Source organism: Streptomyces sp. NPDC059850, from assembly GCF_042731515.1.
Lineage (GTDB): Bacteria > Actinomycetota > Actinomycetes > Streptomycetales > Streptomycetaceae > Streptomyces.
Genome location: NZ_JBHWJI010000081.1, coordinates 1 through 25,825, shown reverse-complemented (window position 1 = coordinate 25,825; position 25,825 = coordinate 1). Strand labels below are relative to the sequence as shown.

23 protein-coding genes and 1 pseudogene are annotated in these 25,825 nt (G+C 70.3%); 12 read left to right on the top strand and 12 right to left on the bottom strand.

Annotation, left to right across the window (positions count from 1 at the left end; all coding sequences use genetic code 11):
• Positions 1-8: 8 nt before the first annotated feature.
• Positions 9-1,445 carry an N-acetylglucosamine/diacetylchitobiose ABC transporter substrate-binding protein gene (ngcE, locus tag ACFV9T_RS39225; RefSeq protein WP_385447693.1) on the bottom strand — a complete coding sequence of 479 codons (1,437 nt, stop codon included), beginning with the start codon at positions 1,443-1,445 and terminating at the stop codon, positions 9-11.
• A 340-nt stretch (positions 1,446-1,785) separates the two neighbouring features.
• Here ngcE and ACFV9T_RS39220 point away from each other — a divergent pair, with 340 nt between their 5' ends.
• Both ACFV9T_RS39220 and ACFV9T_RS39215 read left to right on the top strand, forming a co-directional pair.
• Positions 1,786-2,307, top strand: coding sequence for a hypothetical protein (locus ACFV9T_RS39220; protein ID WP_385447690.1), 522 nt, complete (start codon positions 1,786-1,788; stop codon positions 2,305-2,307).
• A gap of 215 nt (positions 2,308-2,522) precedes the next feature.
• Positions 2,523-6,395 (top strand): GH92 family glycosyl hydrolase, encoded by a 3,873-nt coding sequence (locus ACFV9T_RS39215; protein WP_385447687.1) that lies wholly within the window; start codon positions 2,523-2,525, stop codon positions 6,393-6,395.
• Between the two features lie 113 nt (positions 6,396-6,508).
• On the opposite strand, the gene ACFV9T_RS39210 is transcribed toward ACFV9T_RS39215, so the two are convergent.
• The gene (locus ACFV9T_RS39210) at positions 6,509-6,814 is read right to left on the bottom strand and encodes a hypothetical protein (protein ID WP_385447686.1); all 306 of its coding nucleotides are present in this window, start codon (positions 6,812-6,814) and stop codon (positions 6,509-6,511) included.
• A 166-nt stretch (positions 6,815-6,980) separates the two neighbouring features.
• On the opposite strand from ACFV9T_RS39210, the gene ACFV9T_RS39205 reads away from it, so the two are divergent.
• From ACFV9T_RS39205 to ACFV9T_RS39190, 4 genes are all read left to right on the top strand, one after another.
• Positions 6,981-7,835, top strand: a complete 855-nt coding sequence (locus ACFV9T_RS39205; protein ID WP_385447683.1) for a helix-turn-helix domain-containing protein — start codon at positions 6,981-6,983, stop codon at positions 7,833-7,835.
• A gap of 80 nt (positions 7,836-7,915) precedes the next feature.
• Positions 7,916-8,116 (top strand): DUF397 domain-containing protein, encoded by a 201-nt coding sequence (locus tag ACFV9T_RS39200; protein WP_385447681.1) that lies wholly within the window; start codon positions 7,916-7,918, stop codon positions 8,114-8,116.
• 38 nt (positions 8,117-8,154) lie between these two features.
• A complete protein-coding gene (locus ACFV9T_RS39195; protein ID WP_385447679.1) occupies positions 8,155-8,925 on the top strand; it encodes a PIG-L deacetylase family protein in 771 nt (256 codons plus the stop codon).
• A 31-nt stretch (positions 8,926-8,956) separates the two neighbouring features.
• Positions 8,957-9,496, top strand: a complete 540-nt coding sequence (locus ACFV9T_RS39190) for a GNAT family N-acetyltransferase (protein ID WP_385447676.1) — start codon at positions 8,957-8,959, stop codon at positions 9,494-9,496.
• Here the strand turns inward: ACFV9T_RS39190 and ACFV9T_RS39185 are convergent.
• The 3 genes from ACFV9T_RS39185 to ACFV9T_RS39175 form a co-directional block, all read right to left on the bottom strand.
• On the bottom strand, positions 9,480-9,971 hold the full coding sequence (locus ACFV9T_RS39185; protein WP_385447674.1) for a hypothetical protein: 492 nt from the start codon (positions 9,969-9,971) through the stop codon (positions 9,480-9,482). The two genes, ACFV9T_RS39190 and ACFV9T_RS39185, sit on opposite strands and share 17 nt — an antisense overlap.
• On the bottom strand, positions 9,971-10,828 hold the full coding sequence (locus ACFV9T_RS39180; RefSeq protein ID WP_385447672.1) for a hypothetical protein: 858 nt from the start codon (positions 10,826-10,828) through the stop codon (positions 9,971-9,973). The genes ACFV9T_RS39185 and ACFV9T_RS39180 overlap by 1 nt, the downstream gene beginning before the upstream one ends.
• A 74-nt stretch (positions 10,829-10,902) precedes the next feature.
• Entirely contained in the window at positions 10,903-11,889 is a 987-nt protein-coding gene (locus ACFV9T_RS39175) for an NAD-dependent epimerase/dehydratase family protein (RefSeq protein ID WP_385447669.1), read from the bottom strand.
• Positions 11,890-11,962: 73 nt separating this feature from the next.
• On the opposite strand from ACFV9T_RS39175, the gene ACFV9T_RS39170 reads away from it, so the two are divergent.
• Positions 11,963-12,850, top strand: coding sequence for a GNAT family N-acetyltransferase (locus ACFV9T_RS39170; RefSeq protein ID WP_385447667.1), 888 nt, complete (start codon positions 11,963-11,965; stop codon positions 12,848-12,850).
• A 75-nt stretch (positions 12,851-12,925) separates the two neighbouring features.
• Here ACFV9T_RS39170 and acnA read toward each other — a convergent pair whose 3' ends face one another.
• Positions 12,926-15,643, bottom strand: a complete 2,718-nt coding sequence (acnA, locus tag ACFV9T_RS39165; protein ID WP_385447664.1) for an aconitate hydratase AcnA — start codon at positions 15,641-15,643, stop codon at positions 12,926-12,928.
• 329 nt (positions 15,644-15,972) lie between these two features.
• On the opposite strand from acnA, the gene ACFV9T_RS39160 reads away from it, so the two are divergent.
• The gene (locus ACFV9T_RS39160; RefSeq protein WP_385447662.1) at positions 15,973-16,872 is read left to right on the top strand and encodes a LysR family transcriptional regulator; all 900 of its coding nucleotides are present in this window, start codon (positions 15,973-15,975) and stop codon (positions 16,870-16,872) included.
• A 90-nt stretch (positions 16,873-16,962) separates the two neighbouring features.
• Positions 16,963-17,529, top strand: coding sequence for a Uma2 family endonuclease (locus tag ACFV9T_RS39155; RefSeq protein WP_385447659.1), 567 nt, complete (start codon positions 16,963-16,965; stop codon positions 17,527-17,529).
• A 6-nt stretch (positions 17,530-17,535) separates the two neighbouring features.
• Here ACFV9T_RS39155 and ACFV9T_RS39150 read toward each other — a convergent pair whose 3' ends face one another.
• Entirely contained in the window at positions 17,536-17,895 is a 360-nt protein-coding gene (locus ACFV9T_RS39150; RefSeq protein WP_385447656.1) for a GntR family transcriptional regulator, read from the bottom strand.
• A gap of 2 nt (positions 17,896-17,897) precedes the next feature.
• Positions 17,898-18,866 (bottom strand): DUF1648 domain-containing protein, encoded by a 969-nt coding sequence (locus ACFV9T_RS39145; protein ID WP_385447653.1) that lies wholly within the window; start codon positions 18,864-18,866, stop codon positions 17,898-17,900.
• Positions 18,867-18,977: 111 nt separating this feature from the next.
• Here ACFV9T_RS39145 and ACFV9T_RS39140 point away from each other — a divergent pair, with 111 nt between their 5' ends.
• Complete coding sequence (locus ACFV9T_RS39140; protein WP_385447650.1) at positions 18,978-20,507, top strand: helix-turn-helix domain-containing protein; 1,530 nt, start codon at positions 18,978-18,980, stop codon at positions 20,505-20,507.
• Between the two features lie 48 nt (positions 20,508-20,555).
• On the opposite strand, the gene ACFV9T_RS39135 is transcribed toward ACFV9T_RS39140, so the two are convergent.
• From ACFV9T_RS39135 to ACFV9T_RS39120, 4 genes are all read right to left on the bottom strand, one after another.
• Positions 20,556-21,650, bottom strand: a complete 1,095-nt coding sequence (locus ACFV9T_RS39135) for a serine hydrolase domain-containing protein (RefSeq protein ID WP_385447647.1) — start codon at positions 21,648-21,650, stop codon at positions 20,556-20,558.
• A 27-nt stretch (positions 21,651-21,677) separates the two neighbouring features.
• Positions 21,678-22,187, bottom strand: a complete 510-nt coding sequence (locus ACFV9T_RS39130) for an ArsR/SmtB family transcription factor (RefSeq protein ID WP_385447644.1) — start codon at positions 22,185-22,187, stop codon at positions 21,678-21,680.
• 61 nt (positions 22,188-22,248) lie between these two features.
• Positions 22,249-22,653: a RidA family protein gene (locus ACFV9T_RS39125; RefSeq protein WP_385447641.1), complete on the bottom strand. Its 405-nt coding sequence runs from the start codon at positions 22,651-22,653 to the stop codon at positions 22,249-22,251.
• Complete coding sequence (locus ACFV9T_RS39120; protein WP_385447639.1) at positions 22,650-23,774, bottom strand: acyl-CoA dehydrogenase family protein; 1,125 nt, start codon at positions 23,772-23,774, stop codon at positions 22,650-22,652. The genes ACFV9T_RS39125 and ACFV9T_RS39120 overlap by 4 nt, the downstream gene beginning before the upstream one ends.
• Positions 23,775-23,915: 141 nt before the next feature.
• Between ACFV9T_RS39120 and ACFV9T_RS39115 the strand changes: the two genes are divergently transcribed.
• Both ACFV9T_RS39115 and ACFV9T_RS39110 read left to right on the top strand, forming a co-directional pair.
• Positions 23,916-25,571 carry an AMP-binding protein gene (locus ACFV9T_RS39115; protein ID WP_385447636.1) on the top strand — a complete coding sequence of 552 codons (1,656 nt, stop codon included), beginning with the start codon at positions 23,916-23,918 and terminating at the stop codon, positions 25,569-25,571.
• Between the two features lie 21 nt (positions 25,572-25,592).
• Positions 25,593-25,825 (top strand): annotated as a pseudogene (locus tag ACFV9T_RS39110) (PaaX family transcriptional regulator); the annotation flags it as partial.

The window sequence follows — 25,825 nt, the reverse complement described above, 5'->3', positions numbered from 1 at the left end:
TGCCTCGGTCAGACGTGCTTGTACTTCTTGACCGCGTCGTCCTTCGCCGTGTCGTCGGCGAACTTCTGACACTTCTTCATTGCCTCGGCCGGGGTCATCCGGCCCGCCATCATCTCGCCCAGCACGCCCACGCCGATCTTCTGCTTCTGCAGCGTCCCGTACCAGTCCTGCATGCGCGGGTTGAGGACGTTCTTGCCCGCCTTCTCCAGCGACTCCTGCGCGGACGCGAGGCCTGACGGCAGGGTGAGGCCTTCGGTGCCGCCGTTCAGCGAGGAGAGCGAGGAGACCTGCTTGATGAAGTTCTTGGTGGACTTCTCGCCGAGCATGATCCGCAGCAGCTCCATGCCGCCCTGGGGGTTCTTCGCCGACTTCGGCACGATGAAGGGCTCACCGCCGGAGGCCCAGAGGGTGCCGAACGGCAGTTTGTCGCTCTTGTCGAGGCTGGAGGGCGCGCCGACCGCCATCTGGAAGTCCTTCGGCGTGGTCTTCGACGCCTCGTTCTCCACCCAGGAGCCGTTGGGGATGAACAGCGCCTTCCCCTCGTTCCAGGCGGTCTGCGACTCGATGTGGGTCAGCCCGGGGGTGCCCTTGAGGATGTAGCCCTTCTTGTACAGCTCGTAGTACGCCTCGAAGGCGGCCTTCACGGCCGGGTCCTTCCAGGCGTTCGGCTCCAGGTTGTCGATGGCGTTCAGGACGTCGTTGCCACCGATCTTGCCGATGAAGGGGTACAGGCTGAACGGCACGTAGTACGGGTACTTGCCCGGGTAGGTCCAGCCCGCGACGCCCTTCTTCTTGGCCTTCTCGCAGACCTTGAGCATGTCGTCCCAGGTCTCCGGGTACTCCGCGTCGAGCTTGGCCAGATTGGTCTTGGAGTACCAGACGCCGTAGACGGTGTACGCGTAGTAGAGGACGTACACCGGCTTGCCGTCGAACTGGCCCATCTCCGCGACACCGGGGCGCAGCGTCTCGCGCACGGTCTTGTCCGGGTCGTCGACGGAGGGTGCGTCGAGCAGCGGGGTGAGGTCGGTGAGCTGGTTCTTGCCGACCAGGGTGCCCATGTCCATCTGCTCGGCGCCGTTGTTGTCCACGAGGTCCGGCGGGGTGCCGCCGTTGAAGCGCGGCTGAAGGACCGTCTGGATCTTCTGGGTCGCCGAGTGCTTGACCTTGCCCTTGGCCTTCGGGAAGGCCGCGGCGTACTCGGCTTCGGCGTCCTTGGCGTACTGCTGCCCGAAGCCGCCGTCGAAGATCATGACGTCGAGGGCGGCGCTCTCGTTGACGGCGAGCGGGTTCTTGGCGCTCTTCTTGCCCTTGTCGACCTTCTTCTCGTTGTCGTCACCGCCGCTGGCACAGGCGGAGAGCACGCCCATCGCGGGCACGGTGATCAGTCCGATGGCCGCCGACCGCTTGATCAGGTCACGCCGTCCGAAATCTGGGGTGGATCCCATGCTCAAGTCCTCGCCTTCGTCAGGACTCAGGCGGTGTAACGGTTTCCCGTACATGCTCGCCTCCGGGCGAGGGGCCCGACACCGCGGGTCAGTTGAAGCGTGAAGCGGGGTGGTGCTGGGTGTGCGCCGGGAGGGCTCAGGACCGCCGAGGCCAGCTCGACACGGCCGCGGCTCGGCCTCCCCCTAAGGCGAAAGGTATAGTCCACTGGGCATCGAGAGGGCAAGATCGAATGGTCATCGGGTGGGCATCTTTCCCGAGTTGAGACCTGTCCGACATACCGTGGGGGGCCCAGCCCGTACGGCACTCAGCCGTGCGCGCGACCCTCGAAGGGCGGTCATCGTGTCCCGGAAGCAGCTCCCCCTCGCCACCACTGTTGTCGTGGCCGCGACACTCACGCTCGCCGCGGGCTGCGGCACGGACCGGGGCGGTTCACCGGCCGGGGACAGCAAGGGCGCCGCCGCGATCGGCAAGGGCATGGCCCGGCTCCCGGTGGAACCGACCGAGGAGCCCACGGAGGAGCCGACCGAAGAGCCCACCGACACCCCCTCGGACGGGCCCACCGGCGGCTCCGGGCTGATATCGGCGGACGCCAAGATGGGCACGTGCGGCTGGAGCCCGGACGGCAAGCCGTACGCCAACGTGACGATCAGCAACTCCAGTTCCTCCACCGCCTCTTACTTCCTCCTCGTCGGGTTCGTGGACAGCACCGGCGAGGTCGTGACCACGGGCTCGGAGTCCGACGCCTCGGTGGCGGGGAACTCCGAGAAGACCGTCAAGGTCTCCGCCCTCCAGGCGGACTCCTCCAAGAAGGCGAAGAAGTGCCGTCTGTCGATGGCCACCAAGTCCGGCTCTCCCGGCTGATGGATTATTGACCGCCCGTCATGGGCGCGGGCCGCATCGCGGCGCGGGTGCGGCCCGCGTCGCGCGGTCGCCACTCCAAGATCACTCGCATGGAGTGCTCACCCGCAGGGGTCGCACCCGGCCGTCACCTTGACACCACCCTCCCCACAGCGCCCTACTTATCCGTGCCCCACCCAATCGACAACGTTGTCAGACTCGTTGAGAGGCTGAGGAGTATGCGACAGAGACGGCTCAGACGGAGACGCACGTCCGGTCGAGCGGCCGCCCTGGTGGCGGCCGTTCTGCTGGCGGTGACCGCCCAGGGCTCGGCGACCGCCGTTCCGCGCGGGCCCGGAGCGGCCGCGGACCGCGCCGCCGGGAACCGCACCGCCGCGGAATTCGCCTCGTCCTTCGAAGCGGACGATCCGCAGCCCGACTGGCGCAACACCGTCGAGACCACCCCGGACGGCGAGAAGAAAGCCGACGGGGTCGACGGTGGCTACAGCTCCGGCATCCCGGGGAACGTGACCGACAAGGTCACCGACGTCCGGGCCAGCGGCGAGTACGCCGACGCGGGCGAGACCAAGGAGAACCTGATCGACGGTGAGACCACCAGCAAGTGGCTCGCGTTCGATGAGACCCCCTGGCTCGAATTCGACCTGTCCGAGCCCGTCGATGTCGTCCGCTACGCCCTCACCTCCGCCAACGACGCCCCGGAGCGCGACCCGGCCGACTGGACGCTGAAGGGCTCGGCCGACGGCTCCGACTGGACGACGCTGGACACCCGTAAGGACCAGGTCTTCGAGAAGCGCCACCAGACCCGGGAGTTCTCCGTCGAGGGCACCGCCGCGTACCGCCACTTACGGCTGGAGATCACCCGTAACAAGGGGGCGGACGCCACCCAGCTCGCCGAGATCCAGTTCGCCAACGGTGACACCACCCCGCCCGCCCCCGCCGATATGCGCAGCCTGGTCGACCGGGGCCCGTCCGGCTCCCCCACCGCCAAGGGGAACGCGGGCTTCACCGGCACCCGCGCGCTGCGCTACGCGGGCACCCACAAGCCGGACGGCCGGGCGTACTCGTACAACAAGGTCTTCGACGTGAACTCGGCCGTCACCCGCGACAGCCTGCTCTCGTACCGGATCTTCCCGTCAATGGGCGAGACGGATCTGAGCTATCCCGCCACCCATGTCTCCGTCGACCTCGCCTTCACCGACGGCACCTATCTGAGTGAGCTGCCCCGCGCGGTGGACCAGCACGGAGCCCGGATGAGCCCCCAGGGGCAGGCAGCCTCCAAGACGCTGTACGTCAACCAGTGGAACCACAAGGAGTCCCGGATCGGGGCCGTCGCGGCGGGCAAGACCGTCGACCGGATCCTGGTCGCGTACGACTCCCCCAAGGGCCCGGCGACGTTCCGCGGCTGGGTGGACGACATCTCCCTCGCCCCCCGCGCGCCCGAGAAGCCCCTGAAGCACCTCTCCGACTACGCGGTGACCACCCGCGGCACCCACTCCAGCGGCAGCTTCTCGCGCGGAAACAACTTCCCCGCGACCGCCGTCCCCGGTGGCTTCAACTTCTGGACGCCGGTGACCAACGCGGGCTCCACCAGCTGGCTCTACGAGTACGCCCGCGCCAACAACGCCGACAACCTCCCCACCATCCAGGCGTTCGGCGCGAGCCATGAGCCGAGCCCGTGGATGGGCGACCGGCAGACGTTCCAGGTGATGCCGTCCGTCGCGTCCGGCACCCCGGACGCCTCCCGCACCGCCCGCGCGCTCCCGTTCCGGCACAGCGAGGAGACCGCCAGGCCGCACCAGTACGGTGTGACGTTCGAGAACGGCCTCAAGGCCGACATCGCGCCCACCGACCACGCGGCGGTCATGCGGTTCACCTATCCGGGTGAGGACGCGAGCGTCATCTTCGACAACGTCAACAACAACGGCGGGCTCACCCTCGACCCCGAGAACGGCGTCGTCACCGGCTACTCCGACGTCAAGAGCGGGCTGTCCACCGGCGCTACCCGGATGTTCGTCTACGGCGTCTTCGACGCACCCGTCAGCGCGAGCGGCAAGCTCCCCGGAGGCGGCGGGCAGGACGTCACGGGCTACTTCCGCTTCTCGCCCGGCAAGGACCGTACCGTCACCCTCCGGATCGCCACCTCGCTCATCGGCGTCGACCAGGCGAAGACCAACCTGGAGCGCGAAATCCCCGCATCGGCCTCGTTCGAGCAGGTCAAGCGGCGCACGCAGAGCGCCTGGGACGACCTTCTCGGCCGTATCGAGGTCGAGGGAGCGAGCCGCGACCAGCTCACCACGCTCTACTCCAGCCTCTACCGGCTGTACCTCTATCCCAATTCCGGTTACGAGAACACCGGGACCACGCGGAAGCCGCGCTACCAGTACGCGAGCGCCTTCTCGCCCGCCGCAGGGGAGAACACCGCGACCCGCACCGGCGCGAAGATCGTCGACGGCAAGGTGTACGTCAACAACGGCTTCTGGGACACCTACCGCACCACCTGGCCCGCCTACTCGCTGCTCACCCCGAAGCGCGCCGGGACGATGGTCGACGGCTTCGTCCAGCAGTACAAGGACGGCGGCTGGATCTCCCGCTGGTCCTCCCCCGGCTACGCCGACCTCATGACCGGCACCAGCTCGGACGTGGCCTTCGCGGACGCGTACCTCAAGGGGGTCCGCTTCGACGCCGAGGCCGCGTACGAGGCGGCGCTCAAGAACGCCACCGCCGTGCCGCCCTCGTCGGGCGTGGGCCGCAAGGGCATGTCCACGTCCCCCTTCCTCGGCTACACCAGCACCGAGACCCATGAGGGCCTGTCCTGGGCGCTGGAGGGCTACCTCAACGACTTCGGCCTGGCGAAGATGGGCAAGGCGCTCTACGCCAAGACGAAGAAGGCCCGCTACCAGGAAGAATCCGACTACTTCCTCCACCGCGCCCAGAACTACGTCACGCTCTTCGACGACAAGGCGGGCTTCTTCCAGGGCCGGGACACGGCCGGGAAGTGGCGCGTACCGTCCGAGAAGTACGACCCGAGGATCTGGGGCTACGACTACACCGAGACCAACGGCTGGGGCTACGCCTTCACCGCCCCGCAGGACAGCCGGGGCCTGGCCAACCTCTACGGCGGGCGCTCAGGCCTCGCCGAGAAGCTCGACACCTACTTCTCCACCCCGGAGACCGCCTCTGCCGAGTTCAAGGGTTCCTACAACAGCGTCATCCATGAGATGACCGAGGCCCGCGACGTCCGGATGGGCATGTACGGCCACAGCAACCAGGTCGCCCACCACGCCACGTATATGTACGACGCGGCCGGACAGCCCTGGAAGACCCAGGAGAAGGTCCGCGAGGTGCTGTCCCGCCTCTACACCGGCAGCGAGATAGGTCAGGGCTACCACGGCGACGAGGACAACGGCGAGCAGTCCGCGTGGTACCTCTTCAGCGCGCTGGGCTTCTACCCGCTGGTGATGGGCGGCTCCGAGTACGCGATCGGCTCGCCGCTGTTCACCAAGGCCACGGTGCATCTGGAGAACGGCCGCGACCTGGTCATCAAGGCACCGCGCAACAGCCGCTCCAACGTCTACGTCCAAGGGCTGAAGGTCAACGGCAAGCCCTGGAACTCCACCGCCCTCCCCCACTCGGTCCTCGCCCGGGGCGGCACGCTGGAGTTCGCGATGGGCGCCAAGCCGTCGAAGTGGGGCACGGGCGCGAAGTCCGCGCCGTCCTCCATCACCCAGGACGACAAGGTGCCGACCCTGCGCCGCGATCTGACGGTGCCGAGCGGTGGCACGGCGCTCCTCGACGACACGTCGGGTACGGAGTCGACGTTCGAGTCGGTGAACCTGCCGCTGAAGGAGTCCGGCCGCGCGGTCCAATACACCCTCACCTCCGCCGACCGCTCGAAGGCCCCCACCGGCTGGACCCTCGAAGGCTCGGACGACGGCGAGAAGTGGCAAACCCTGGACCGGCGCTCGGACGAGTCCTGGTCCTGGGACAAACAGACCCGCGTCTTCTCCGTCGACACACCCGGGTCGTACGCGCACTACCGCCTGGTGCCGGACGGCAAGGCCACCCTGGCCGAGGTCGAACTGCTCGGCTGAGCCAGCGTGTTGACGGACCCGCCGGACGGCGACGGCGGGGCCCCACCCCGGGGCCCCGCCAATGCTCCAAACGCCGAAGGCGCGAGACGATGCCCGCAGCCCGACCGCCGGTCTCAGGCTGCCTCGGCCCGCTCGAACGCGGGCGCCGTGGGCGCCGCGAACCACACGATGCGCGCGGTGATCCCCTTCTCCCGCCCGAACCACCACGTCGCTCGTTCGGGTGAAGTGAGGCTGAGCCGGTGTTGCCCGTTGGCGGTGACGACGTGCGCGCTCCCGTCGTCGTAGGCCAGCCCCCACGCGGCGATTTCGCCATCCAGTCCGCCCGGTTCCACCTCGTACTGCACGGCCACGGCGAAGACGCGGGGCGCCTGGTCGAGGGCGAGGTCGGAGAGTTCTTGGTCGAAGTCGAAGGCAGCCATGGAAGTCTCCCGTCAGGAGGGGGAATTGGGCCATGCGCGTACGGTGACGCGCTTCACACCGTAGCGTGAAACATGGGCTGCATCCCAGAATTGTGGCGCATGGGACCCAATAACCCCCATTAGGGTGACACCACCACGGCTCAAACCCCGCAGGGAGAGATCGCTCATGGCCCCGACCAAGTACCCGCCAACCGTGCGCCAGCGGCGCCTGGGTGCGGAGTTGCGACGGCTCCGCGAACGAACGGACCTGTCCGCTACCGACGCGGGGCGCCTCTTCGGGGCCAGCCAGTCACGCGTCAGCAGCATCGAGGCGGGGCGCTACGCGGTGAGCGCGGACCGGGTGCGCCACCTGGCGAGCCTCTACAACTGCGCGGATCAGGCGCTGATCGACGCCCTCGTGGAGATGACCGGGAGACAGACCCGAGGCTGGTGGGAGCAGCAGCGAGAGGTCCTGCCCGCCGGACTACTGGACCTGGCCGAGCTGGAGCACCACGCCACCTCCGTACGCGTCGCCACAATGATCCACATGCCGGGTCTTCTGCAGACCAGGGACCACGCCCGAGCACTCTTCGACTCGACGGTCCCACCGCTTCCGCCACACGCAGTGGAACATCGCCTCTCGCACCGGATCAAGCGGCAGGGAATCCTGTACGAGGGCAAGCCGACCCCGCTGACCGCGATCATTCACGAAGCCGCCCTACGGATGGGCCTCGGTGGCCCGGACGTGGCCCGCGCCCAGCTTCACCACCTCATCGAGATGAGCGAACGCGAGAACGTCACGATCGTGGTGATCCCTTTCGGCACAGGGCCGCTCCATGGCTCCGGCCACCCCATCGACTACTTCGGCGGCACGGTCCCCCAACTCGACACCGTGGAGCTCGACACGGATCACGCCCCGGTGCTCCTCGACTCGGAAGCTCATCTCGTGAAGTATCGAAGCGTGCTGGATCGTCTTGAGAGCTACGCGCTCAAGCCAGCAGCGTCCCGGGAACTCATCTACCGCATCGCGCAGCACCCCTGAGGAGAAACAACGTGGCCGCCCGCGACTGGCAAAAGTCCTCGTACAGCGCCCAAGGATCTAGCTGCATATACGTCCGCAGCATGCCTCGCGACTGGCAAAAGTCCTCGTACAGCCAGGAGGGATCAGCCTGCGTCTACGTCGCCGCCCCCGCGCCCCACACCATCGCCCTGCGGGAGAGCGACGAGCCGGACGTCATCCTCACCACCACGCCCGCCACCCTCGCCACCTTCATACGCGCGGCGAAGGCCGGGGCGTTCGACGGGCTCACCCACGGCCGGTAAGGCGCGCCACTCCGGCCGCGAATGCCAGGATGGACCGCATGGCTACCGTCCTGGCATTCCACGCCCACCCCGACGACGAGGCCCTGCTGACCGGCGGCACGCTCGCCCGGCTCGCGGACGAGGGGCACCGGGTGGTGATCGTGGTGGCCACGGACGGCCTGATCGACGCCGCGCCAACGGAGGCCGAATCACCCCGCCTGCGCGAACTCCGCACCAGCGCGGCCCTGTTGGGCGTCGACCGCGTCGTCCACCTGGGCTACGCGGACAGCGGGCACGGCCCGATCCTCTACCCCGACCCGCCGGACCGAGCACGCTTCGTCCGCGCGGACACGGAGGAGGCCGCCGAGCGCCTGGCCACGATCCTCCGCGACGAGGACGCATCGATGCTGCTCCACTACGACCCCCACGGCGGCTACGGCCACCGCGATCACATCAAGGTGCACCAGGTCGGCCGCCGCGCCGCCGAACTGGCCAAGACCCCGAGGGTGCTGGAGGCCACGCTCCCCCGCGACACCGCCGAACGCCTGGTGCACCTGGCCCACCGGCTGAGGATCCCCCTCCGCTTCAGCCCCGACGAGCTGAGCACCCGCTTCAGCCCCCGGTCAGACATCACCCACCGCCTCGACGTACGCCGCTACGCCCGCCAGAAGCAGGCAGCGCTGGCGGCCCACCAGTCCCAGTTCAACGGCACGAGCCGCCTGAGCCCCGTCATGCGAAAGCTGCTCCGCCTACCGCCTCCACTCTTCGGCCTGCTGCTGGGCCGAGAGTGGTACATCGACGTCTCCCCCGTCCGCTCCCCACAGCCCTAGGCGCATCGTGGGCCGGTGCTAGCGTGCGCGGATGGAGGATCTGGGACCCGTGGCTTGGCCGCCTGAGCCGATCAGGACCGAACGGCTCGTGCTCCGTGAGCCCGAGGCCCGGGACCGTGCGACGTTCATCGAGCTGCTCGCCTCGCCAGAGGTGCACACCTACCTCGGCGGCCCCCGACCGCGTGCCGAGCTTGAGTGCGAGACGCCTGAGGTGCCCGAGCGGTGGCCCGGGAGCTTCGTCGTTGAGCTCGACGGGGCGATGATCGGCCAGATCCTGCTCAGGAGAGCAGCCGGGCACCGTCGCCCGGCTGCCACGGGGAAGGCCGATCTCGGCTACCTGTTCCTGCCGAGGGACTGGGGGTTCGGGTACGCCGCCGAGGCGTGCACGGCGGCGCTCGGCTGGCTCGCCGGTGTCCTTCCCGGCGAGCCGGTAGTCCTCACCACCCAGACCGCCAACGTCGGGTCGATGCGCCTCGCGGCGAAGCTGGGGTTCACCGAGGTAGAGCGGTTCAAGGCATGGGACGCCGAACAGTGGCTCGGCATGCGGTCTCCGGTCACGCCGTCCGGTTGAGCCGGAGGGCCCAGCCGTCGGCGAACAGCTCCGCAGTGCGCGAAACGGTCACGGCCCGGTCCAGCCAGACGCCGAGGACGTCCAGATCCCTGCATGACTCGACGCGCTCACGCGTCTCGTCAGTGACCTCAAGCCCCCGTTGGCCAAGAATCCGCAGGATGTCCTCAGCGCGGCTCTCGATGCGCACGTCAGTGAAGGCTCGCTGGCCGATGCTGGAGCAGTAGAAGAAGTTGGGCTCCACGTCGACCAGACGACACAGGTCCTCAACGGAAGACACCGTCAGAGCTCCATCCAGCCAGTTCCCGAGAAGCTCCAGGTCGGCGCACAGCTGAATACGCTCACGAGCCATACCGACGACCTCAAAGCCCCGCTGATTGAGGACCCGCACAATATGTTCGGCACGGGTCTCGGCGCGAACCTCGGCGAAGGCTACCTCCGAGAACTCGGAGCGGAAGAACCTGAGCAGCGCGGACATCAGTCGAACAGATCCTCCACACGGGAGGCGGTGGCGGCCCGGTCCACCCAGGTACCGAGAACATCCATGTCCTTGCACGACTCGATGCGCTCACGCGTATCGTCGGTTACCTCAAGCCCTCGGGCCTTGAGGAACCGCAGCAGGTCGCCGGCGCGCACCTCTGCGAAGGCGTGCTGGGCATACTGGGAGCGGAAGTAGTTCATCAGCACGGGCATCAGATCTCTCCAAGTCTCTCGCGCCGGGGTGTTTCCAAGACCGGCTTCAACGAGTTCGGCGTAAATGTTTTCCTGAACGGGGTCAAGTTTGCTGAGGGCGGTCGCGAGTGCCTTCAGTATCGCATCGATGCCTTCACTTCTACTGTGCGTAATCGCGGAGAAGACAGCGATCGGGATATCCTGGGCCACCTCTTTCGCATCCGTGACGACCGGGGTGTTGCTGGGGCCCAGGACCAGCGGGCGGACCGTCAGGGACGGGTGGCTGGGTAAGCCCAGTGTGATGGGCCGAGCCGCCCAGCGGGCGGTGGCGTCGTCCGGGCAGAGCACGACCAGCACCGGCTGGTGCCGGAACTTCGCGTACATGTACGAGAGGTAGTACGCCCAGGCGGCAGGCTTGTCCGGGTCCCGTCTGCTCTGCGACTCGATCGCGAACAAGTACGTGCCGTGCTTCTCGGTCTCGATCTGTAGCAGCGTGTCCACGCGTCTCTCGACCGGCGCGATCTCGGTGAGATCGGGGCTGACGACGAACGTCCTGCTCGTGTCAGGGAAGGGAACGCCGAGCAGTTTGCGGAGTGCTCGGACGATGGCCCCGCTGTCCTCCTGGAAAATCCGGTGGAGGGCTTCGTGTGAGGAACTGACCATGCGCTGAACGCTAATGACGTGAGCGCAAGTGTCAGTGGCATTTGCCCCTCGCGTCACTCGAACGTATGCAGTAGCTATTCACGTTGACGCTGAGCGGCCAGCACCTCTGCCTCCTTCTCCGGTGAGAGGCCGACCGCCCATGGGGCGGGGCCGTCCGAGCCACGCAGCCAGGCCCACGTATCGGTCACTGTCTCCCCAACAGGACGGCACCGCAGGCCCGCTGCCACCGCCTTCGAGACGTCGGCGGCGTGCAGCGTGTCGTACAGCTCGCCCGGAGGGAGCCAGATGGGGAGGTCGGTCCAGGGGGCGATGTCGGCGGCCAGGATGCGTTCCGGGGTGGTCCAGCGCAGGTCGGCGGATGAGTCGGTGGCGCGTACGCAGGTCTCCAGGAGTTCGCCCATCGTGGTGTGGCCCGGCGGGCTGACCAGGTTGTACGGGCCGCCGAGGCCGCGCTCGGCGGCGTCCAGGAGCCAGGTGGCCAGGTCGCGGGCGTCGACGTACTGCAACGGCAGGTCGCGCGGGCCGGGGGCGAGGACCGGGCCGCCGCGCGCGATGCGGGTCAGCCACCACGGCAGGCGGCCGACGTCCTCGTACGGGCCGAGGATCAGCCCGGCCCGCGCCAGCAGAGCGTGGTCGCCGAAGACGGAGAGGGCGGCGAGTTCGCCGCCCCGCTTGGCGCGGGCGTAGTCGGTGTCGTCGACGGAGTCTGGGGACACGTCCACCAGCGGGCCGTCCTCGGCCTGTCCGGCCGGGGCCGGGTAGGCGTAGACGGAGCGGGTGGAGACGTACGTGTAGTGGCGTACGCGGTCGGCGAGGAGGCGGGCCGCGTCGCGGACCGCCGAAGGGGCACGGTCCCAGGTGTCCACGACGACGTCCCACGTGCCGTGTTCGAGGGCGGCGAGCCCACCGGGGGCGGTGCGGTCGCCGCGCAGCGCGGTGACCTCCGGCAGCGGACCCCGACGGCCTCGGTTGAACACCGTGACCTGCCACCCCCGCGCCCGCGCCGCCTCGACGACGGCGCGTCCCACGAACTCCGTTCCGCCCAGCATCAGAAGTCTCATGACAGGACTCTGCCCGCTCGGGGCAGCGCGTGCCCGGTGGATTAGCCCTCAGCAGATCGCCATGATGGTCCGCATGATCCTCCGCCAGCTACGTGACACCGGGGCGGACGCCGAGGCAGTGAGGACCGTGGCCTCGGCCGCCTTCGACACCGCGCGCGCCCTGCGGGGCGAACCGGCGGCCGACTGGCCGCCCGACCAGCTCGCCCGCATCGACAGCCGCAACCGCCATCTCGCGCGGACCGATCCGGGCGGCTGCTGGCTCGCCGTGGACGAGGCCGGGATGCCGGTCGGCACGGTGCTGTCCACGCGCCGCGAAGGCACCTGGGGGCTCGCGCTGTTCGCCGTACTGCCCCGGGCCCAGCGGCACGGGATCGGCCGGGAGCTGATGGCGGCGGCGCTGCTGTACGGGCGGGCCTGTCTGCGCGGGATCATCTGCGGGTCCCGGGATTCGCGCGCGGCGGCCACCTACCGGCGGGCGGGCTTCACCCTGCATCCGTCGATGCGGCTGCGCGGCACCGTCGACAAGGAGCTGAAGTCCCGGCTGCCGCCGCTCGACGGCGCCGTCCACGAGGGCACGGAGCGGCACCGGGACCTGATGGACTCCGTCGACCGCCGTACTCGCGGCGGGGCCCACGGCCCCGACCACGAGGAGATGCTGCGGCACTCGCGGCTGCTGGTCGTCGACGACCTGGCCGGAAGCGGCTACTGCTACGTCGGCGCGGACGGGGATGTCGAACTGCTCGCCGCGACCTCCCGCCGTCTGGCGGGCCGTCTGCTGACCGCCGCCCTGCTCAGCCTCCCGGCGGGCACGCAGGCGTCGGTGGAGAACCTGACGGCCGAGCAGGAGTGGGCGGTGGACGTCGGCCTGGAGGCGGGTCTGGAGCTGTCCAACGCGGGCTATGTGTGCCTGCGCGGGATGCGGCCGCCGTCGCCGTACATCCCCTCGGGCGCGTTCCTCTGAGATACGCGGACGGGCCGCACCCCCGATGTGCGGGGGTACGGCCCGTCCGTGACGCGCAGGCGTCTCACTCGCTGATCACTCGCTGATCAGCGAGCGCAGCACGTACTGCAGGATGCCGCCGTTGCGGTAGTAGTCCGCCTCGCCGGGGGTGTCGATGCGCAGCTTGGCGTCGAACTCGACGTCGCCAGCCTTGACCTTGACCGTCTCCGGGATGCCGCCGTCGTTGAGCGCGGTGACGCCGGTGATGTCGAAGGTCTCCTCGCCGGTCAGGCCCAGCGACAGCGCCGAGGCGCCCTCGGGGAACTGGAGCGGGAGGACGCCCATGCCGATGAGGTTCGAGCGGTGGATGCGCTCGTACGACTCGGCGATGACGGCCTTGACTCCGAGCAGCGCGGTGCCCTTGGCGGCCCAGTCGCGGGACGAGCCCGAGCCGTACTCCTTGCCCGCCAGGATGACCAGCGGGGTGCCCGCCGCCTGGTAGTTCTGCGACGCGTCGTAGATGAAGGAGACCGGGCCGCCGTCCTGGGTGAAGTCGCGGGTGTAGCCGCCCTCGGTGCCGGGCGCGATCTGGTTGCGCAGCCGGATGTTGGCGAACGTGCCGCGGATCATGACCTCGTGGTTGCCTCGGCGGGAGCCGTAGGAGTTGAAGTCGCGACGCTCGACACCGTGCTCGGTGAGGTACTTACCGGCCGGGGTGTCGGCCTTGATCGCACCGGCCGGGGAGATGTGGTCGGTGGTGACCGAGTCGCCCAGCTTGGCCAGGACGCGGGCGCCGGTGACGTCCTCGACCGGGCTCGTCTCCATGGTCATGCCCTCGAAGTACGGGGGCTTGCGCACGTAGGTGGACTCGGTGTCCCACTCGAAGGTGTTGCCGGTCGGGATCGGCAGCGCCTGCCACTGGGCGTCACCGGCGAAGACGTCCTGGTAGGACTTGTTGAACATGTCCTCGCCGATGGCGTTGGCCACGACGTCGTTGACCTCGGCCTCGGTCGGCCAGATGTCCTCCAGGAAGACCGGGTTGCCGTCCTGGTCGGTGCCCAGGGCGTCCGTGGTGATGTTCACCTTCATCGAACCGGCGATGGCGTACGCGACGACCAGCGGCGGGGACGCCAGGTAGTTCATCTTGACGTCGGGATTGATCCGGCCCTCGAAGTTCCGGTTGCCGGAGAGCACCGAGGTGACGGCGAGGTCGGCCTCGTTGACGGCCTTGGAGACCTCGTCCGGCAGCGGGCCGGAGTTGCCGATGCAGGTGGTGCAGCCGTAGCCGACGAGGTTGAAGCCGACCTTGTCGAGGTAGGGGGTCAGGCCCGCCTTGTCGAAGTAGTCGGTGACGACCTTCGAGCCCGGGGCCAGGGTGGTCTTGACCCACGGCTTGCGGGTCAGGCCCTTCTCGACCGCCTTCTTGGCCACCAGCGCGGCGGCGACCATGACGTACGGGTTGGAGGTGTTGGTGCACGAGGTGATCGCGGCGACGGTCACGGCGCCGTGGTCGATCTCGTACGTGGACCCGTCGGGGGCGGTCACCAGGGTGGGCTTGGTGGGCACGCCGTTGGAGACGGCCGGGGCGTCGGAGGCCGGGAAGGACTCCTTGCCCGCCTCGTCCTCCTCCGCGTCCGGGACGTAGTTACGGACGTCCTGGGCGAACTGCTGCGCCGCCTCGGCGAGCACGATGCGGTCCTGGGGACGCTTGGGACCGGCGATCGACGGGACGACCGTCGACAGGTCCAGCTCCAGCTTCTCGGAGAAGTCGGGCTCGGCGGCCGGGTCGAGCCACAGGCCCTGCTCCTTGGCGTACGCCTCGACGAGCGCGACCTGCTGCTCGGAGCGGCCGGTGAGCTTGAGGTAGTTCAGGGTCTCGTCGTCGATCGGGAAGATCGCGGCGGTGGAGCCGAACTCCGGCGACATGTTGCCGATGGTGGCGCGGTTGGCGAGGCTCGTGGCCGCCACACCCTCGCCGTAGAACTCGACGAACTTGCCGACGACACCGTGCTTGCGCAGCATCTCGGTGATGGTCAGCACGAGGTCGGTGGCGGTGGTGCCGGGCTTCAGCTCACCGGTCAGCTTGAAGCCGACGACGCGCGGGATGAGCATCGAGACCGGCTGGCCGAGCATCGCGGCCTCGGCCTCGATGCCGCCGACGCCCCAACCGAGCACGCCGAGGCCGTTGACCATGGTGGTGTGCGAGTCGGTGCCGACGAGGGTGTCCGGGTAGGCCTGGCCGCCTCGGACCATGACCGTGCGGGCCAGGTGCTCGATGTTCACCTGGTGGACGATGCCGGTGCCGGGCGGTACGACCTTGAACTCGTCGAACGCGGTCTGGCCCCAGCGCAGGAACTGGTAGCGCTCCCGGTTGCGGCCGTACTCCAGCTCGACGTTCTGGCCGAAGGCGTCCTTGGTGCCGAACTTGTCGGCGATCACGGAGTGGTCGATGACCAGCTCGGCCGGGGCCAGCGGGTTGATCTTCGCCGGGTCGCCGCCCAGCTCCTTGACGGCCTCGCGCATGGTGGCGAGGTCGACGACGCAGGGCACACCGGTGAAGTCCTGCATGATCACGCGGGCCGGCGTGAACTGGATCTCCTGGCTGGGCTGGGCCTGGGAGTCCCAGCCGCCGAGCGCTCGGATGTGGTCGGCGGTGATGTTCGCGCCGTCCTCCGTGCGGAGCAGGTTCTCCAGCAGGACCTTCAGGCTGTAGGGGAGGCGGGCGGCCCCCTCCACCTTGTCCAGCCTGAAGATCTCGTACGACTCGTCGCCCACCTGCAGTGTGCTGCGGGCATCGAAGCTGTTCGCCGACACGACAGTCTCCTTCATGCATGAATTACGCGCGTACCACCGCAATGCTGCCGCGACATGCCCGCGCCGATCCGCTAAGGTAGGGCTAAGTTAGGTAACCCTTACCGGTGCGGCGCGACGGTAGCGCCCGTCGACAGATATCTCGATGTCGAGATAACTCTAATACATGGCCCTCGCGGTGGTCAGCTCAGCCCTGCCACCGGGGTCGCGTCATGCCGGTGTGCGGGCCGTCCCCGAATGGGTGGCGGACCGTGCTCGCCGATGCCCGCCGAGATGCCCGGAGGCCGCTGAACGCGCCTGAACGCACCTGCCGAGCCGCGATACTCGTCCCCATGGACCCGCGTCTGCTCCGCACCTTCGTCTCCGTGGCCCACTGCGGCTCCTTCTCCGACGCCGCCCACCGGCTCGGCTCCACGCGGTCGGCCGTCGACCGGCAGATCGCGACCCTCGAAGCCGATCTGCGCACCCCGCTGCTGACCCGGCGGCCCGTGACGCTCACCACGGCCGGGGCGCGGCTGCTGGAGCACGCGGGCCCGCTGCTGCGGCGGCTGGACGCGGCCCGGGCGGACGTCGAGCGGCTGGCCGGGCCCGCCGCCGCCCGGCTCGCCCTCGGCGCCTCGCCGCTGGCCATGACGCCCGCCGTCGCGGCGGCCCTGGACGAGACGCGCCGCTCCTGCCCCGACGCGGGCACCGCCGTACGGATCCTCAGCCGCCGGGAGGTCCCGGCGGCCGTCGCGACCGGCGCGCTGGACCTGGGCCTGCTGGACGGCCCGGCGGCCCCGGGCGATCCCTTGCCGCTCCCCGACGCCGGGGCGCTGACCACGGTCGCGGTCGCGGAGGCGCCGCTGGTCGTGGCCCTGCCGCTCGGCCACCCGCTGGCCCGCCGCCTCGGCCTGCGGCTGGCCGATCTCGCCGACGCCCGCTGGCTGGACGCCCCGGACGCCGCGATGCCGCTCGGCCCGCTGCGCGCCGCGAGCGGCACCGGCGGCTTCCGCGCCTCGCTGACGTACGAGGGCACCGACGTCCGCACCCTTCTCGCCCTGACCGCGGCGGGCCACGGCCTGGCCCTGCTCCCCCACGCCGCCGCCGAGAACGCGCCCGGCATCGCCCCGATCCCCCTCACCGCACCCCGCCTGATCCACCGCACCGAACTCCTCCACGGCCCCGCCGTAGACGGCCCGGCCCGCACCCTGGCGGCGGTCCTGACGGGCGACGGTCACCGGTATGGGTGATTGCCGGGCAGATATGCCCGACCCCATCGAGGATTGCGATAGACCTTGCGCAGTCGTCATGCTGCGATTACGACGCCTGGTGGAGGAACGATGAGCGCGCAACCCCATGAATACGCGGCTTCGTATGTGGCCGACGACCCCGAAATCGCACTGAAGTATGCGATCCAGCACCACCAGGGGGACCGGGTGCAGATCGTCGAGGGGGTCATCGAACCGTTGTCTCCGAGCTGGGACCACGAAAACGCGGCTGATCTGATCCGTGAACAGATCGGCCCTTCGCTGAGCAAGCTCGATTGCAGAGCGGGCTCGGGAAACCTTGATCTGCCAGGCAGCAGCAACTGGTACGTGCCGGATCTGGCCATCGTGCCGCGCGAGCTCGCGAAGGGCGGCGGAGCGCTGGTACCCGACCAGACCCTGCTGATCGTCGAGATCACCTCGGACTCCAACGGGGACACCGACCGGATCGTCAAGCGCCGCCGTTACGCCGAGTACGGCGCTCCGCTGTATCTGCTCGTCGACCGGCAGGAGCGCACCTGCACGCTCTACGCCGCACCCGGCCCCCTCGGCTACACCAAGGTGGACGGCCCGCATCCCTTCGGCACATCCCTCGCGCTCCCCGAGCCGTTCGGTCTGGAGTTGGACACCTCGGACTTCTGACCCGGCTCAGCCGCCCGCCAGGCGGGTGCGGACCAGGGTCAGGACCTCCTCGTCCGACAGGCCGAGCGCGCGGGCTTCCTCCACCAGGTTCTGGACGCCCTCCAGGAGCCGGGCGCGGGCGGTGGGCTGTTCGCCGGTGACCACGGCGCCGCGGCCGCGGCGGAGGTCGATCAGGTCTTCCTCGCGGAGGCGCTGGTAGCCGCGGAGCACCGTATGGACGTTGACGCCGAGGGAGTCGGCGAGGGTGCGGGCGGCGGGGAGGCGCTCGCCGGGGCGGAGGGTGCCATCCGCGATCGCGCCACGGACGGTGGCGGCGATCTGGTCCCCCAGCGGGACCGGGGAGCCGAGGTCGACACGGAAGAGCATGGTCAGCCTCGCGCTCCGGTCGTGGTCCGGCCGCGCTCGACCAGGGTGTTGAGCAGGGCGGCCGCGGTGGCGGCGTCGTCCACCGTCACCACGAACTCCTTGCCGGTGACCAGCCGCAGGAACAGCGCGTCGCCCGAGCGCAGCACCAGGGCGCGGCGGCCCGGCTGGATGCGGTAGCCCCAGCCGCCGAGGGTGAGGGCACGGGCGTCGCGGCTCGTGGCCTCCTCGATCCGGCCCAGCGATATCCGCAGCCGGGGGCGCGGGGCGAACCACGGCGCGACGGAGAGGCCGCGGCGGTCGACGGTGACCCGGCAGCGGCACAGCGCCGCCGAAATCAGCCCGGTGGCGATCAGGACCGCTGCCGCCGTCGCGTCCGTGGCCACAGCGAGGACCACACCCAGCAGCGTGGTGCCCGCCCCCAGGACAGCCAGCACGGGCGATCCGACGCCGCGCGTCCAGACGGCGGCCTCGTCCTTTCGGAGCGGCAGCCGGGGCCCGATCTCTTCGCCGGGCTCTCCGGCCGGGGCGGCGTCCCGGCCCGCCAGCAGCCATCCCACCCACCCGACCGCACCGGCGACGGCGAGGGACACCGCCAGGTGCCACAGCGGGAAGGCCACATCGGCGGCCCGGGCGGCGCTGGCGTTGACCCCCAGCATCACGATGTGGGCGTAGCCGAGCATCGCGGCCGTCCCGTACCCGGTGGCGACCAGCCACCGCTGCGCGCCGAGCGCCGTACGCGAGCGGAGGGCGAGGGCCGCCGCGATGAGGCCGGGGAGCAGCAGAAGGGTGGTGACCACCGGGAGGAAGGCACCCAGACCGGTGAATCCGTCGGCCTGCCCGCCGGGGCCGAAATGCGTGGCGAGCCGATCCGGCAGCCGGTCGCGCAGCGCGGCGAAGACGGCCAGCACAGCGGCCCAGGCCAGCACAAAGGGCAGAGCGACGACGGCCGCGCGCCGCCAGGCTCGGGTCACGACAACCTCCATTGTTCGCGTACTACTAGAACAATACCCGGCTGGACAGACACCACACCTCCCCTCGCCCCGGTCGCGTGCGCATCTCATATCTGAGATAGCCTCTTCTTCATGACTGACGACTACCTCTCCCGCATCGGCAAGCTCATCCGTGACGCCCGACAGCACCGTGGCTGGACCCAGTCACAGCTCGCGGAGGCGCTCGGCACCAGCCAGAGCGCGGTCAATCGCATTGAGCGCGGGAATCAGAACATCAGCCTTGAGATGATCGCCCGTATCGGCGAGGCGCTGGACAGCGAAATCGTCTCCCTCGGCTACGCGGGCCCGATGCATCTGCGCGTGGTCGGCGGCCGGCGACTATCCGGCGCCATCGACGTGAAGACGAGCAAGAACGCGTGCGTGGCGCTGCTGTGCGCCACCCTCCTCAACGCGGGCCGCACCACCCTGCGGAGGGTCGCCAGGATCGAGGAGGTCTACCGCATCCTCGAAGTGCTGGGCAGCATCGGCGTCCGCACCCGCTGGATCAACGACGGCAACGACCTGGAGGTCGTACCGCCCGCCGAGCTGGACCTCGGCTCCATGGACACCGAGGCCGCGCGCCGCACCCGCAGCGTCATCATGTTCCTCGGCCCCCTCCTGCACCGGATGGACCGCTTCCGCATTCCCTACGCGGGCGGCTGCGACCTCGGCACCCGCACCGTGCAGCCCCATATGACCGCGCTGCGCCCCTTCGGTCTCGAAGTGACCGCCACCGACGGCATGTACCACGCCCGGGTCGACCGCTCCGTCTCCCCGACCCGCGCCATCGTGCTGACCGAACGCGGCGACACGGTCACCGAGAACGCCCTGCTCGCGGCCGCCCGCCACGACGGCGTCACGGTGATCCGCAACGCCTCCTCCAACTACATGGTCCAGGATCTGTGCTTCTTCCTGGAGGAGTTGGGCGTCAGGGTCGAGGGCGTGGGCACCACGACGCTCACCGTCCACGGCGTCACCCACATCGACCGCGACGTCGACTACGCGCCCTCCGAGGACCCGGTGGAGGCCATGAGCCTGCTCGCCGCCGCTGTCGTCACCGAGTCGGAGCTGACGATCCGCCGGGTGCCGGTCGAGTTCCTGGAGATCGAGCTGGCCATCCTTGAGGAGATGGGGCTCGACCACGAGCGCAGCCCGGAGTACGCGGCGGACAACGGCCGTACCCGGCTGATCGACCTGACGGTCCGGCCGTCCAAGCTCCAGGCCCCCATCGACAAGATCCACCCGATGCCGTTCCCCGGCGTCAACATCGACAACGTGCCCTTCTTCGCCGCCATCGCGGCCGCCGCGCAGGGCTCGACGCTGATCCACGACTGGGTCTACGACAACCGCGCCATCTATCTGACGGAGCTGAACCGCCTCGGCGCCCACGTCAAGCTTCTCGACCCGCACCGCGTCCTGGTCGAGGGCCCCACCCGCTGGCGTTCCGCCGAGATGATGTGCCCGCCCGCCCTCCGCCCCGCCGTGGTCGTCCTCCTGGCCATGATGGCCGCGCCGGGCACCTCCGTACTGCGCAACGTGTACGTCATCAACCGCGGTTACGAGGACCTGGCCGAACGGCTGAACTCGATCGGCGCGCAGATCGAGACCTTCCGCGATATCTGAGCCTCATACGAGCCGGGTGGGGGCACCTCGGTGCCCCCGTCCAGTCGGTCAGTGGGCGGCGTCGAGGTCGTTGAGCAGTTCCCCGGCGAGCGGGCCGATCGGGTACTGCTTGCCGTCGGCATCCTGGCTGAAGGTGTTCACCATCATCACCACGGCCGTCCCGCTGTCCCGGTAGAACGCCGCGAAGGTGGTGAAGCCGCCGGTGCCGCCGTCGTGCAGGGTCATCGTGCGGCCGCCGGGCCGTGGGAGGAGGTGCCAGGCGAGGCCGAGCCGCAGGCCCTCACCGGTGTCGAAGTGGGGGCGCTGGGTCAGTTCGATGGCGGAGCGCAACGGGGAGCGCTCGGGGCGGAGTTGGGCGGCCAGGTAGCGCAGCATGTCGTTGGCCGTGCTGTACATGGAGCTGCCCGCCCCGCTGAGCACGTGGTCGTGCCAGTCGGGAACCGGTATTCCCCCGGCGTGGCCCACGGCCTTGCGCAGCAGCATGTCCGGCCGCAGGGTCGTCGTGGTGTCGGTCAGGCCCAGCGGCCTGGCCACCCGGTGGCGCAGCATCTCGTCCACGCGGTCGAAGGCGAGTGCCTGGCCGAGGAGGCCGAAGCCGAGGTTGGAGTAGGCGTACTTGGTGCCGGGTTTGGTGGCGAGGGTGGTCTTGGCCAGGCCCTCGGCCAGGTCGTCCAGCGTGTAGTGCGCGTACGGGTCGTACGGGTTCGCGCCGTCGAGGAGGCCCTCCGGCAGGCGGGGCAGGCCGGAGGTGTGGGTCGCCAGGTCGGCGAGGGTGATCCGGCGGGGGCCCTTGCGGGGGACGGGGAAGCGGGCGGGCAGGGTGAGCGGTGCGTCGAGGCGCGTTTCGCCCTCGGTGACGGCACGGGCGAGGGCGGTGGCGGTGAGCGTCTTGCCGATCGAGCCGAGCTGGAAGACGGTCCGGCCGTTCGGCTTCCGCTTCCCCTTTCCGGCCGCGCCCGCCACGTACGTACGGCCGCCCTGGATGACGCCGCACACCGCGCTCGGGGCCCCGGCGGCCAGCGCCTGGTCCAGGGTGTGCCGCACCCGTGCGGGCAGGGTGTCGTCGGCCGCGGCGGCGGTGCCGGACAGCAGCGTGGCGCCCGTGGCAGCGGCAGTGGCGGTGATGAATTTACGTCGGTTCACGCGTCATTCCCCCGTAGTCAAGTCAGGTCAGTCAGTCGGATGGCCTGGTGGCACCACCGCGGACAGCAGCACGAGCAGCGGCACGACCCGGCCCGCAGGCACCTGGTAGTGGCCGCGTCCCTCGGCCTGGAGCCAGCCGGTCGCCGTGAGCTGCTTGAGGTGGTGGTAGAGCTGGCCGGTCGTGTTCAGCCCGGCGGTCTCCTGCAGTTCGGCCGCGGAGCGGGTGCCGCCCAGCACGGCGCGCAGCAGGGTGAGCCGCACCGGGTGGCCCAGCGCGGCGTAGGGCGCGGCGTGTTCGGCCCAGTCCGCGCCCAGCAGGCCGTCGGTCGTGGCGCCCTGCTGCCATTCGTAGCGCTGCCCGGTGGGCAGCTCGACCGCGCCGGTGAACAGCACCTGCCCATGTCCCGTGATCCGCCGACGCAGCCCCTCCAGCGCCCAGAACACCTCGTCCCGTTGGGTGTCCGGCCCTTCGGACTCCAGTCGCGACACCCGTTCCTCGAGTGCGGCGACCCGTTCGCGCAGAGACTCGTCGGCCATGGACCGGAGACTACGTTATTCCGGAATAACAGAGCAAGCGCCTTTGCGAGCGCCTTACGGGCTACGGCAGCACCGCGATGCCGTCCACTTCGACCAGCGCCTCCTCGTCCCACAGCCGGACGATGCCGATGACCGCCATCGCCGGATAGTCGCGACCGGCCATCTCCCGCCAGATCCGGCCGAGTTCGGGGGCGCGGTCGCGGTACTCGGCGACATCGGTGGCGTAGACGGTCAGCCGGGCGAGGTCGGCGGGGCTGCCGCCCGCCGCCTGCAGCGCGGTGAACAGATTGGTGAGCGCCCGGCGGAACTGGGCGGGGAGGGTGTCGCCGACGACCTTGCCGTCCTCGTCCAGCGCGGTCTGACCGGCCAGGAAGACCAGCCGTCCGCCGGTCGCGGTGACGGCGTGGCTGAATCCGGTGGGCGGGGACAGCTCGGCGGGGTTGATCCGGTGCAGTGGTTCGGTCATCGGTACAGCTCCTTCGCGATGATCGTGCGCTGGACCTCGGTGGCGCCCTCGTAGATCCGGGGCGCCCGCACTTCACGGTAGAGGTGTTCCAGCACATGTCCACGGCGCAGCGCGCGGGCGCCGTGGATCTGGACGGCCGCGTCCACGACGTACTGTGCGGTCTCGGTGGCCAGCAGCTTGGCCATGGCCGAGCGCCGGGCGATGCCGGGCTCGCCGTCGTCGTACGCGGCGGCGGCCGCGTACACCAGCAGCCGGGCGGCCTCGGTGCGGGTGGCCATTTCGGCGAGCTGGTGCGCGACGGACTGCAGGTCCTTCAGGGGCCCGCCGAAGGCGGTGCGGCTTCCGGCGTGCGCCAGCGCGGCGTCCAGCGCGGCCTGCGCCATGCCGACGGCGAACGCGCCCACGCTCGGCCGCAGCAGGTTGAGGGTGCGCATGGCGACGCGGAAGCCCGCGTCGGGCACCCCCAGCACGTCCTCGCCCGTGACCGGGACGCCGTCGAAGACGAGGCGGCCGATGGGGTGCGGGCTGAGCATGTCCAGGGGTTCGCCGCCGAGTCCCGGGCGGTCGGCGGGCACCAGGAAGGCGGTGACGCCACGCGCGCCCGCGCCAGGGGTGGTGCGGGCGAAGACGGTGGTGACGTCGGCCTCGGGCGCGTTGGAGATCCAGCACTTCTCGCCGGTCAGCCGCCAGCCCCCGGCCCCGTCACGGTCGGCGCGCAGGGTGAGCGCGGCCGCGTCCGACCCGGCGTCCGGCTCGCTCAGCGCGAAGGCGGTGACGGTGCGGCCCGCCCGGACGCCGGGCATCCAGCGCTCGTACAGCTTCTCGCCGCCGGACAGCACGATCGGGTACGCGCCGAGGCCCTGGAGGGCGAGCGCGGTCTCGGCCTCGGTGCACTCCATGGCCAGCGACTCGCGCAGCAGACACAGGTCGAGCGCCCGGACCGGACCGTCCTGCGGGAACAGCCGCTCCAGCAGGCCGAGTTCGCCCAGCGCCTCGGTCAACGGCCGGTTGATCCGCCCCGGCGCACCGGCGTCGGCGAGCGGGCGCAGCCGGTCGCGGGCCAGCGCGCGCAGCCGCGCGCACCAGCGCCGCTGTTCCGGATCGAGTGCGAATGACGGCATCGGGCACCTCCTTCGAACACAACCCTTATCGCGAGATATTGACTGTCGTCACCATCACGTTACGCTGACAAAGCGGCTTCAGACAGCCATCCGGCAGGCACATCGGGCAGGCAGGATCGGGCACGCAGGGGGGCATCCTCGATGAAGCTCAGGCCTTCGGCACACGTCGACACCTTCGCCCGTGACCATCTCCCGCCCGCCGATCAGTGGCCGGGGCTTCTGCTGGACCTGCCGGGGCAGCGCCGCCCCGGCCGCCCCGACCGGCTCAACTGCGGGGCGGAGTTACTGGATCGCACCGTGGAGCGGTACGGCCCGGAGCGGACCGCCGTGCGCGACGGCTCCGGCGCGGTGTGGACGTACGGCGAGCTGCGCGCACACGTCGACCGCATCGCGCACACCCTCACCACCACCCTCGGCGTCGTCCCCGGCAACCGGGTGCTGCTGCGCGGCCCCACCTCCCCCTGGCTGGCCGCCTGCTGGCTCGCCGTCATGAAGGCGGGCGCGGTCGCGGTGACCGTCCTGGCCGCCCAGCGGTCCCGCGAACTGGCCACCATCTGCGACATCGCCCGGGTCGGGCACGCGCTGTGCGACGCGCGGTGCGTGGACGACCTGGTCCGGGCGGAGGTGCCGGGGCTGCGTACCGTCACGTACGGCGGCGGCGCGCCCGACGACCTGCTGCGGCTCGCGGCCGCCGCGCCCGCCTCGTACGAGGCCGTGCCGACCTCCGCCGACGACGTCGCCCTCATCGCCTTCACCTCGGGAACCACCGGGCGGCCCAAGGGCTGTATGCACTTCCACCGCGATGTCCTCGCCATCGCCGATACCTTCTCGGCGCAGGTGCTGCGGCCCACCCCCGACGACGTGTTCGCGGGCAGCCCGCCGCTCGGTTTCACCTTCGGCCTCGGCGGTCTCGTCGTCTTCCCGCTGCGCGCCGGGGCGTCGGCGCTGCTGACCGACCGGGGCGGCGGCGGGCCCGGGGGGCCGGAGCGGCTGCTCGGCGACATCGCACGGCACCGGGTGTCCGTGCTGTTCACCGCGCCGACCGCCTACCGGGCGATGCTGCACCGGCTGCGGGCCGAACCCGGCGCGTACGACCTCTCCTCGCTGCGCCGCTGCGTCTCCGCCGGGGAGAACCTGCCCGCAGCCACCTGGCACGACTGGCACGAGGCCACCGGGCTGCGCGTCATCAACGGCATCGGCGCCACCGAGCTGCTCCACATCTTCCTGTCCGCCGCCGACGACGCGATCCGCCCGGGGACGACGGGCGTTCCGGTGCCCGGTTTCGAGGCCCGTGTCGTCGGCACTGACCTGCGCCCCGTCCCCGACGGCGAACCGGGCCTGCTCGCCGTGCGCGGCCCGACCGGCTGCCGCTACCTGTCGGACGAGCGCCAGCGCACCTACGTACGCGACGGCTGGAATCTCACCGGCGACACCTATATCCGCGACCGGGACGGCTACTTCCGCTACGTGGCCCGCGCCGACGACATGATCATCTCGTCCGGGTACAACATCGCCGGACCCGAGGTCGAGGACGCCCTGCTGCGCCACCCCGACGTGGCCGAAGCCGCGGTCACGGGAGCGCCGGACGCGGAGCGCGGCACGATCGTCGTCGCCCATGTGGTGCTGCGTACGGGCGTCCCGCGCACCGAGGAGACCATCGCCTCGCTCAAGGCCCACACCACCGCCGAACTCACCCCCTACAAGTGCCCGCGCCGCTTCGTCTTCCTCGACGAACTCCCCCGCACCGCCACCGGCAAGCTCCAGCGCTACCGCCTCCGCGACGGCGCTCCGCGCTGACCGCCGCCTTAAAGTGACCCCGTGAACGGCCAGCACACCCCGCGCTCCCTCATCGTCACCCACTACGGCGCCTACGGGCGCGGCGCCCCCGGCCGCCCGGCCGAGCCGGTGCCCGTCGCCGCCCTCATCCGGCTGCTCGGCGCGGTCGGTGTCGACCCGCCCTCGGTGCGCTCCGCCGTCTCCCGCCTCAAGCGGCGCGGCCTGCTGGTCGCCGACCGCACGGCCACCGGCGCCGCCGGGTACGCCCTGTCCGC

What these genes read in the sequence shown, in the direction of transcription:
- ngcE (WP_385447693.1), bottom strand. Translation starts at nt 1,445, where the DNA reads ATGGGATCCACCCCAGATTTCGGACGGCGTGACCTGATCAAGCGGTCG.
- ACFV9T_RS39215 (WP_385447687.1), top strand. Translation starts at nt 2,523, where the DNA reads ATGCGACAGAGACGGCTCAGACGGAGACGCACGTCCGGTCGAGCGGCC.
- ACFV9T_RS39210 (WP_385447686.1), bottom strand. Translation starts at nt 6,814, where the DNA reads ATGGCTGCCTTCGACTTCGACCAAGAACTCTCCGACCTCGCCCTCGAC.
- ACFV9T_RS39205 (WP_385447683.1), top strand. Translation starts at nt 6,981, where the DNA reads ATGGCCCCGACCAAGTACCCGCCAACCGTGCGCCAGCGGCGCCTGGGT.
- ACFV9T_RS39200 (WP_385447681.1), top strand. Translation starts at nt 7,916, where the DNA reads ATGCCTCGCGACTGGCAAAAGTCCTCGTACAGCCAGGAGGGATCAGCC.
- ACFV9T_RS39195 (WP_385447679.1), top strand. Translation starts at nt 8,155, where the DNA reads ATGGCTACCGTCCTGGCATTCCACGCCCACCCCGACGACGAGGCCCTG.
- ACFV9T_RS39190 (WP_385447676.1), top strand. Translation starts at nt 8,957, where the DNA reads ATGGAGGATCTGGGACCCGTGGCTTGGCCGCCTGAGCCGATCAGGACC.
- ACFV9T_RS39185 (WP_385447674.1), bottom strand. Translation starts at nt 9,971, where the DNA reads ATGTCCGCGCTGCTCAGGTTCTTCCGCTCCGAGTTCTCGGAGGTAGCC.
- ACFV9T_RS39180 (WP_385447672.1), bottom strand. Translation starts at nt 10,828, where the DNA reads ATGGTCAGTTCCTCACACGAAGCCCTCCACCGGATTTTCCAGGAGGAC.
- ACFV9T_RS39175 (WP_385447669.1), bottom strand. Translation starts at nt 11,889, where the DNA reads ATGAGACTTCTGATGCTGGGCGGAACGGAGTTCGTGGGACGCGCCGTC.
- ACFV9T_RS39170 (WP_385447667.1), top strand. Translation starts at nt 11,963, where the DNA reads ATGATCCTCCGCCAGCTACGTGACACCGGGGCGGACGCCGAGGCAGTG.
- ACFV9T_RS39160 (WP_385447662.1), top strand. Translation starts at nt 15,973, where the DNA reads ATGGACCCGCGTCTGCTCCGCACCTTCGTCTCCGTGGCCCACTGCGGC.
- ACFV9T_RS39155 (WP_385447659.1), top strand. Translation starts at nt 16,963, where the DNA reads ATGAGCGCGCAACCCCATGAATACGCGGCTTCGTATGTGGCCGACGAC.
- ACFV9T_RS39150 (WP_385447656.1), bottom strand. Translation starts at nt 17,895, where the DNA reads ATGCTCTTCCGTGTCGACCTCGGCTCCCCGGTCCCGCTGGGGGACCAG.
- ACFV9T_RS39140 (WP_385447650.1), top strand. Translation starts at nt 18,978, where the DNA reads ATGACTGACGACTACCTCTCCCGCATCGGCAAGCTCATCCGTGACGCC.
- ACFV9T_RS39130 (WP_385447644.1), bottom strand. Translation starts at nt 22,187, where the DNA reads ATGGCCGACGAGTCTCTGCGCGAACGGGTCGCCGCACTCGAGGAACGG.
- ACFV9T_RS39125 (WP_385447641.1), bottom strand. Translation starts at nt 22,653, where the DNA reads ATGACCGAACCACTGCACCGGATCAACCCCGCCGAGCTGTCCCCGCCC.
- ACFV9T_RS39120 (WP_385447639.1), bottom strand. Translation starts at nt 23,774, where the DNA reads ATGCCGTCATTCGCACTCGATCCGGAACAGCGGCGCTGGTGCGCGCGG.
- ACFV9T_RS39115 (WP_385447636.1), top strand. Translation starts at nt 23,916, where the DNA reads ATGAAGCTCAGGCCTTCGGCACACGTCGACACCTTCGCCCGTGACCAT.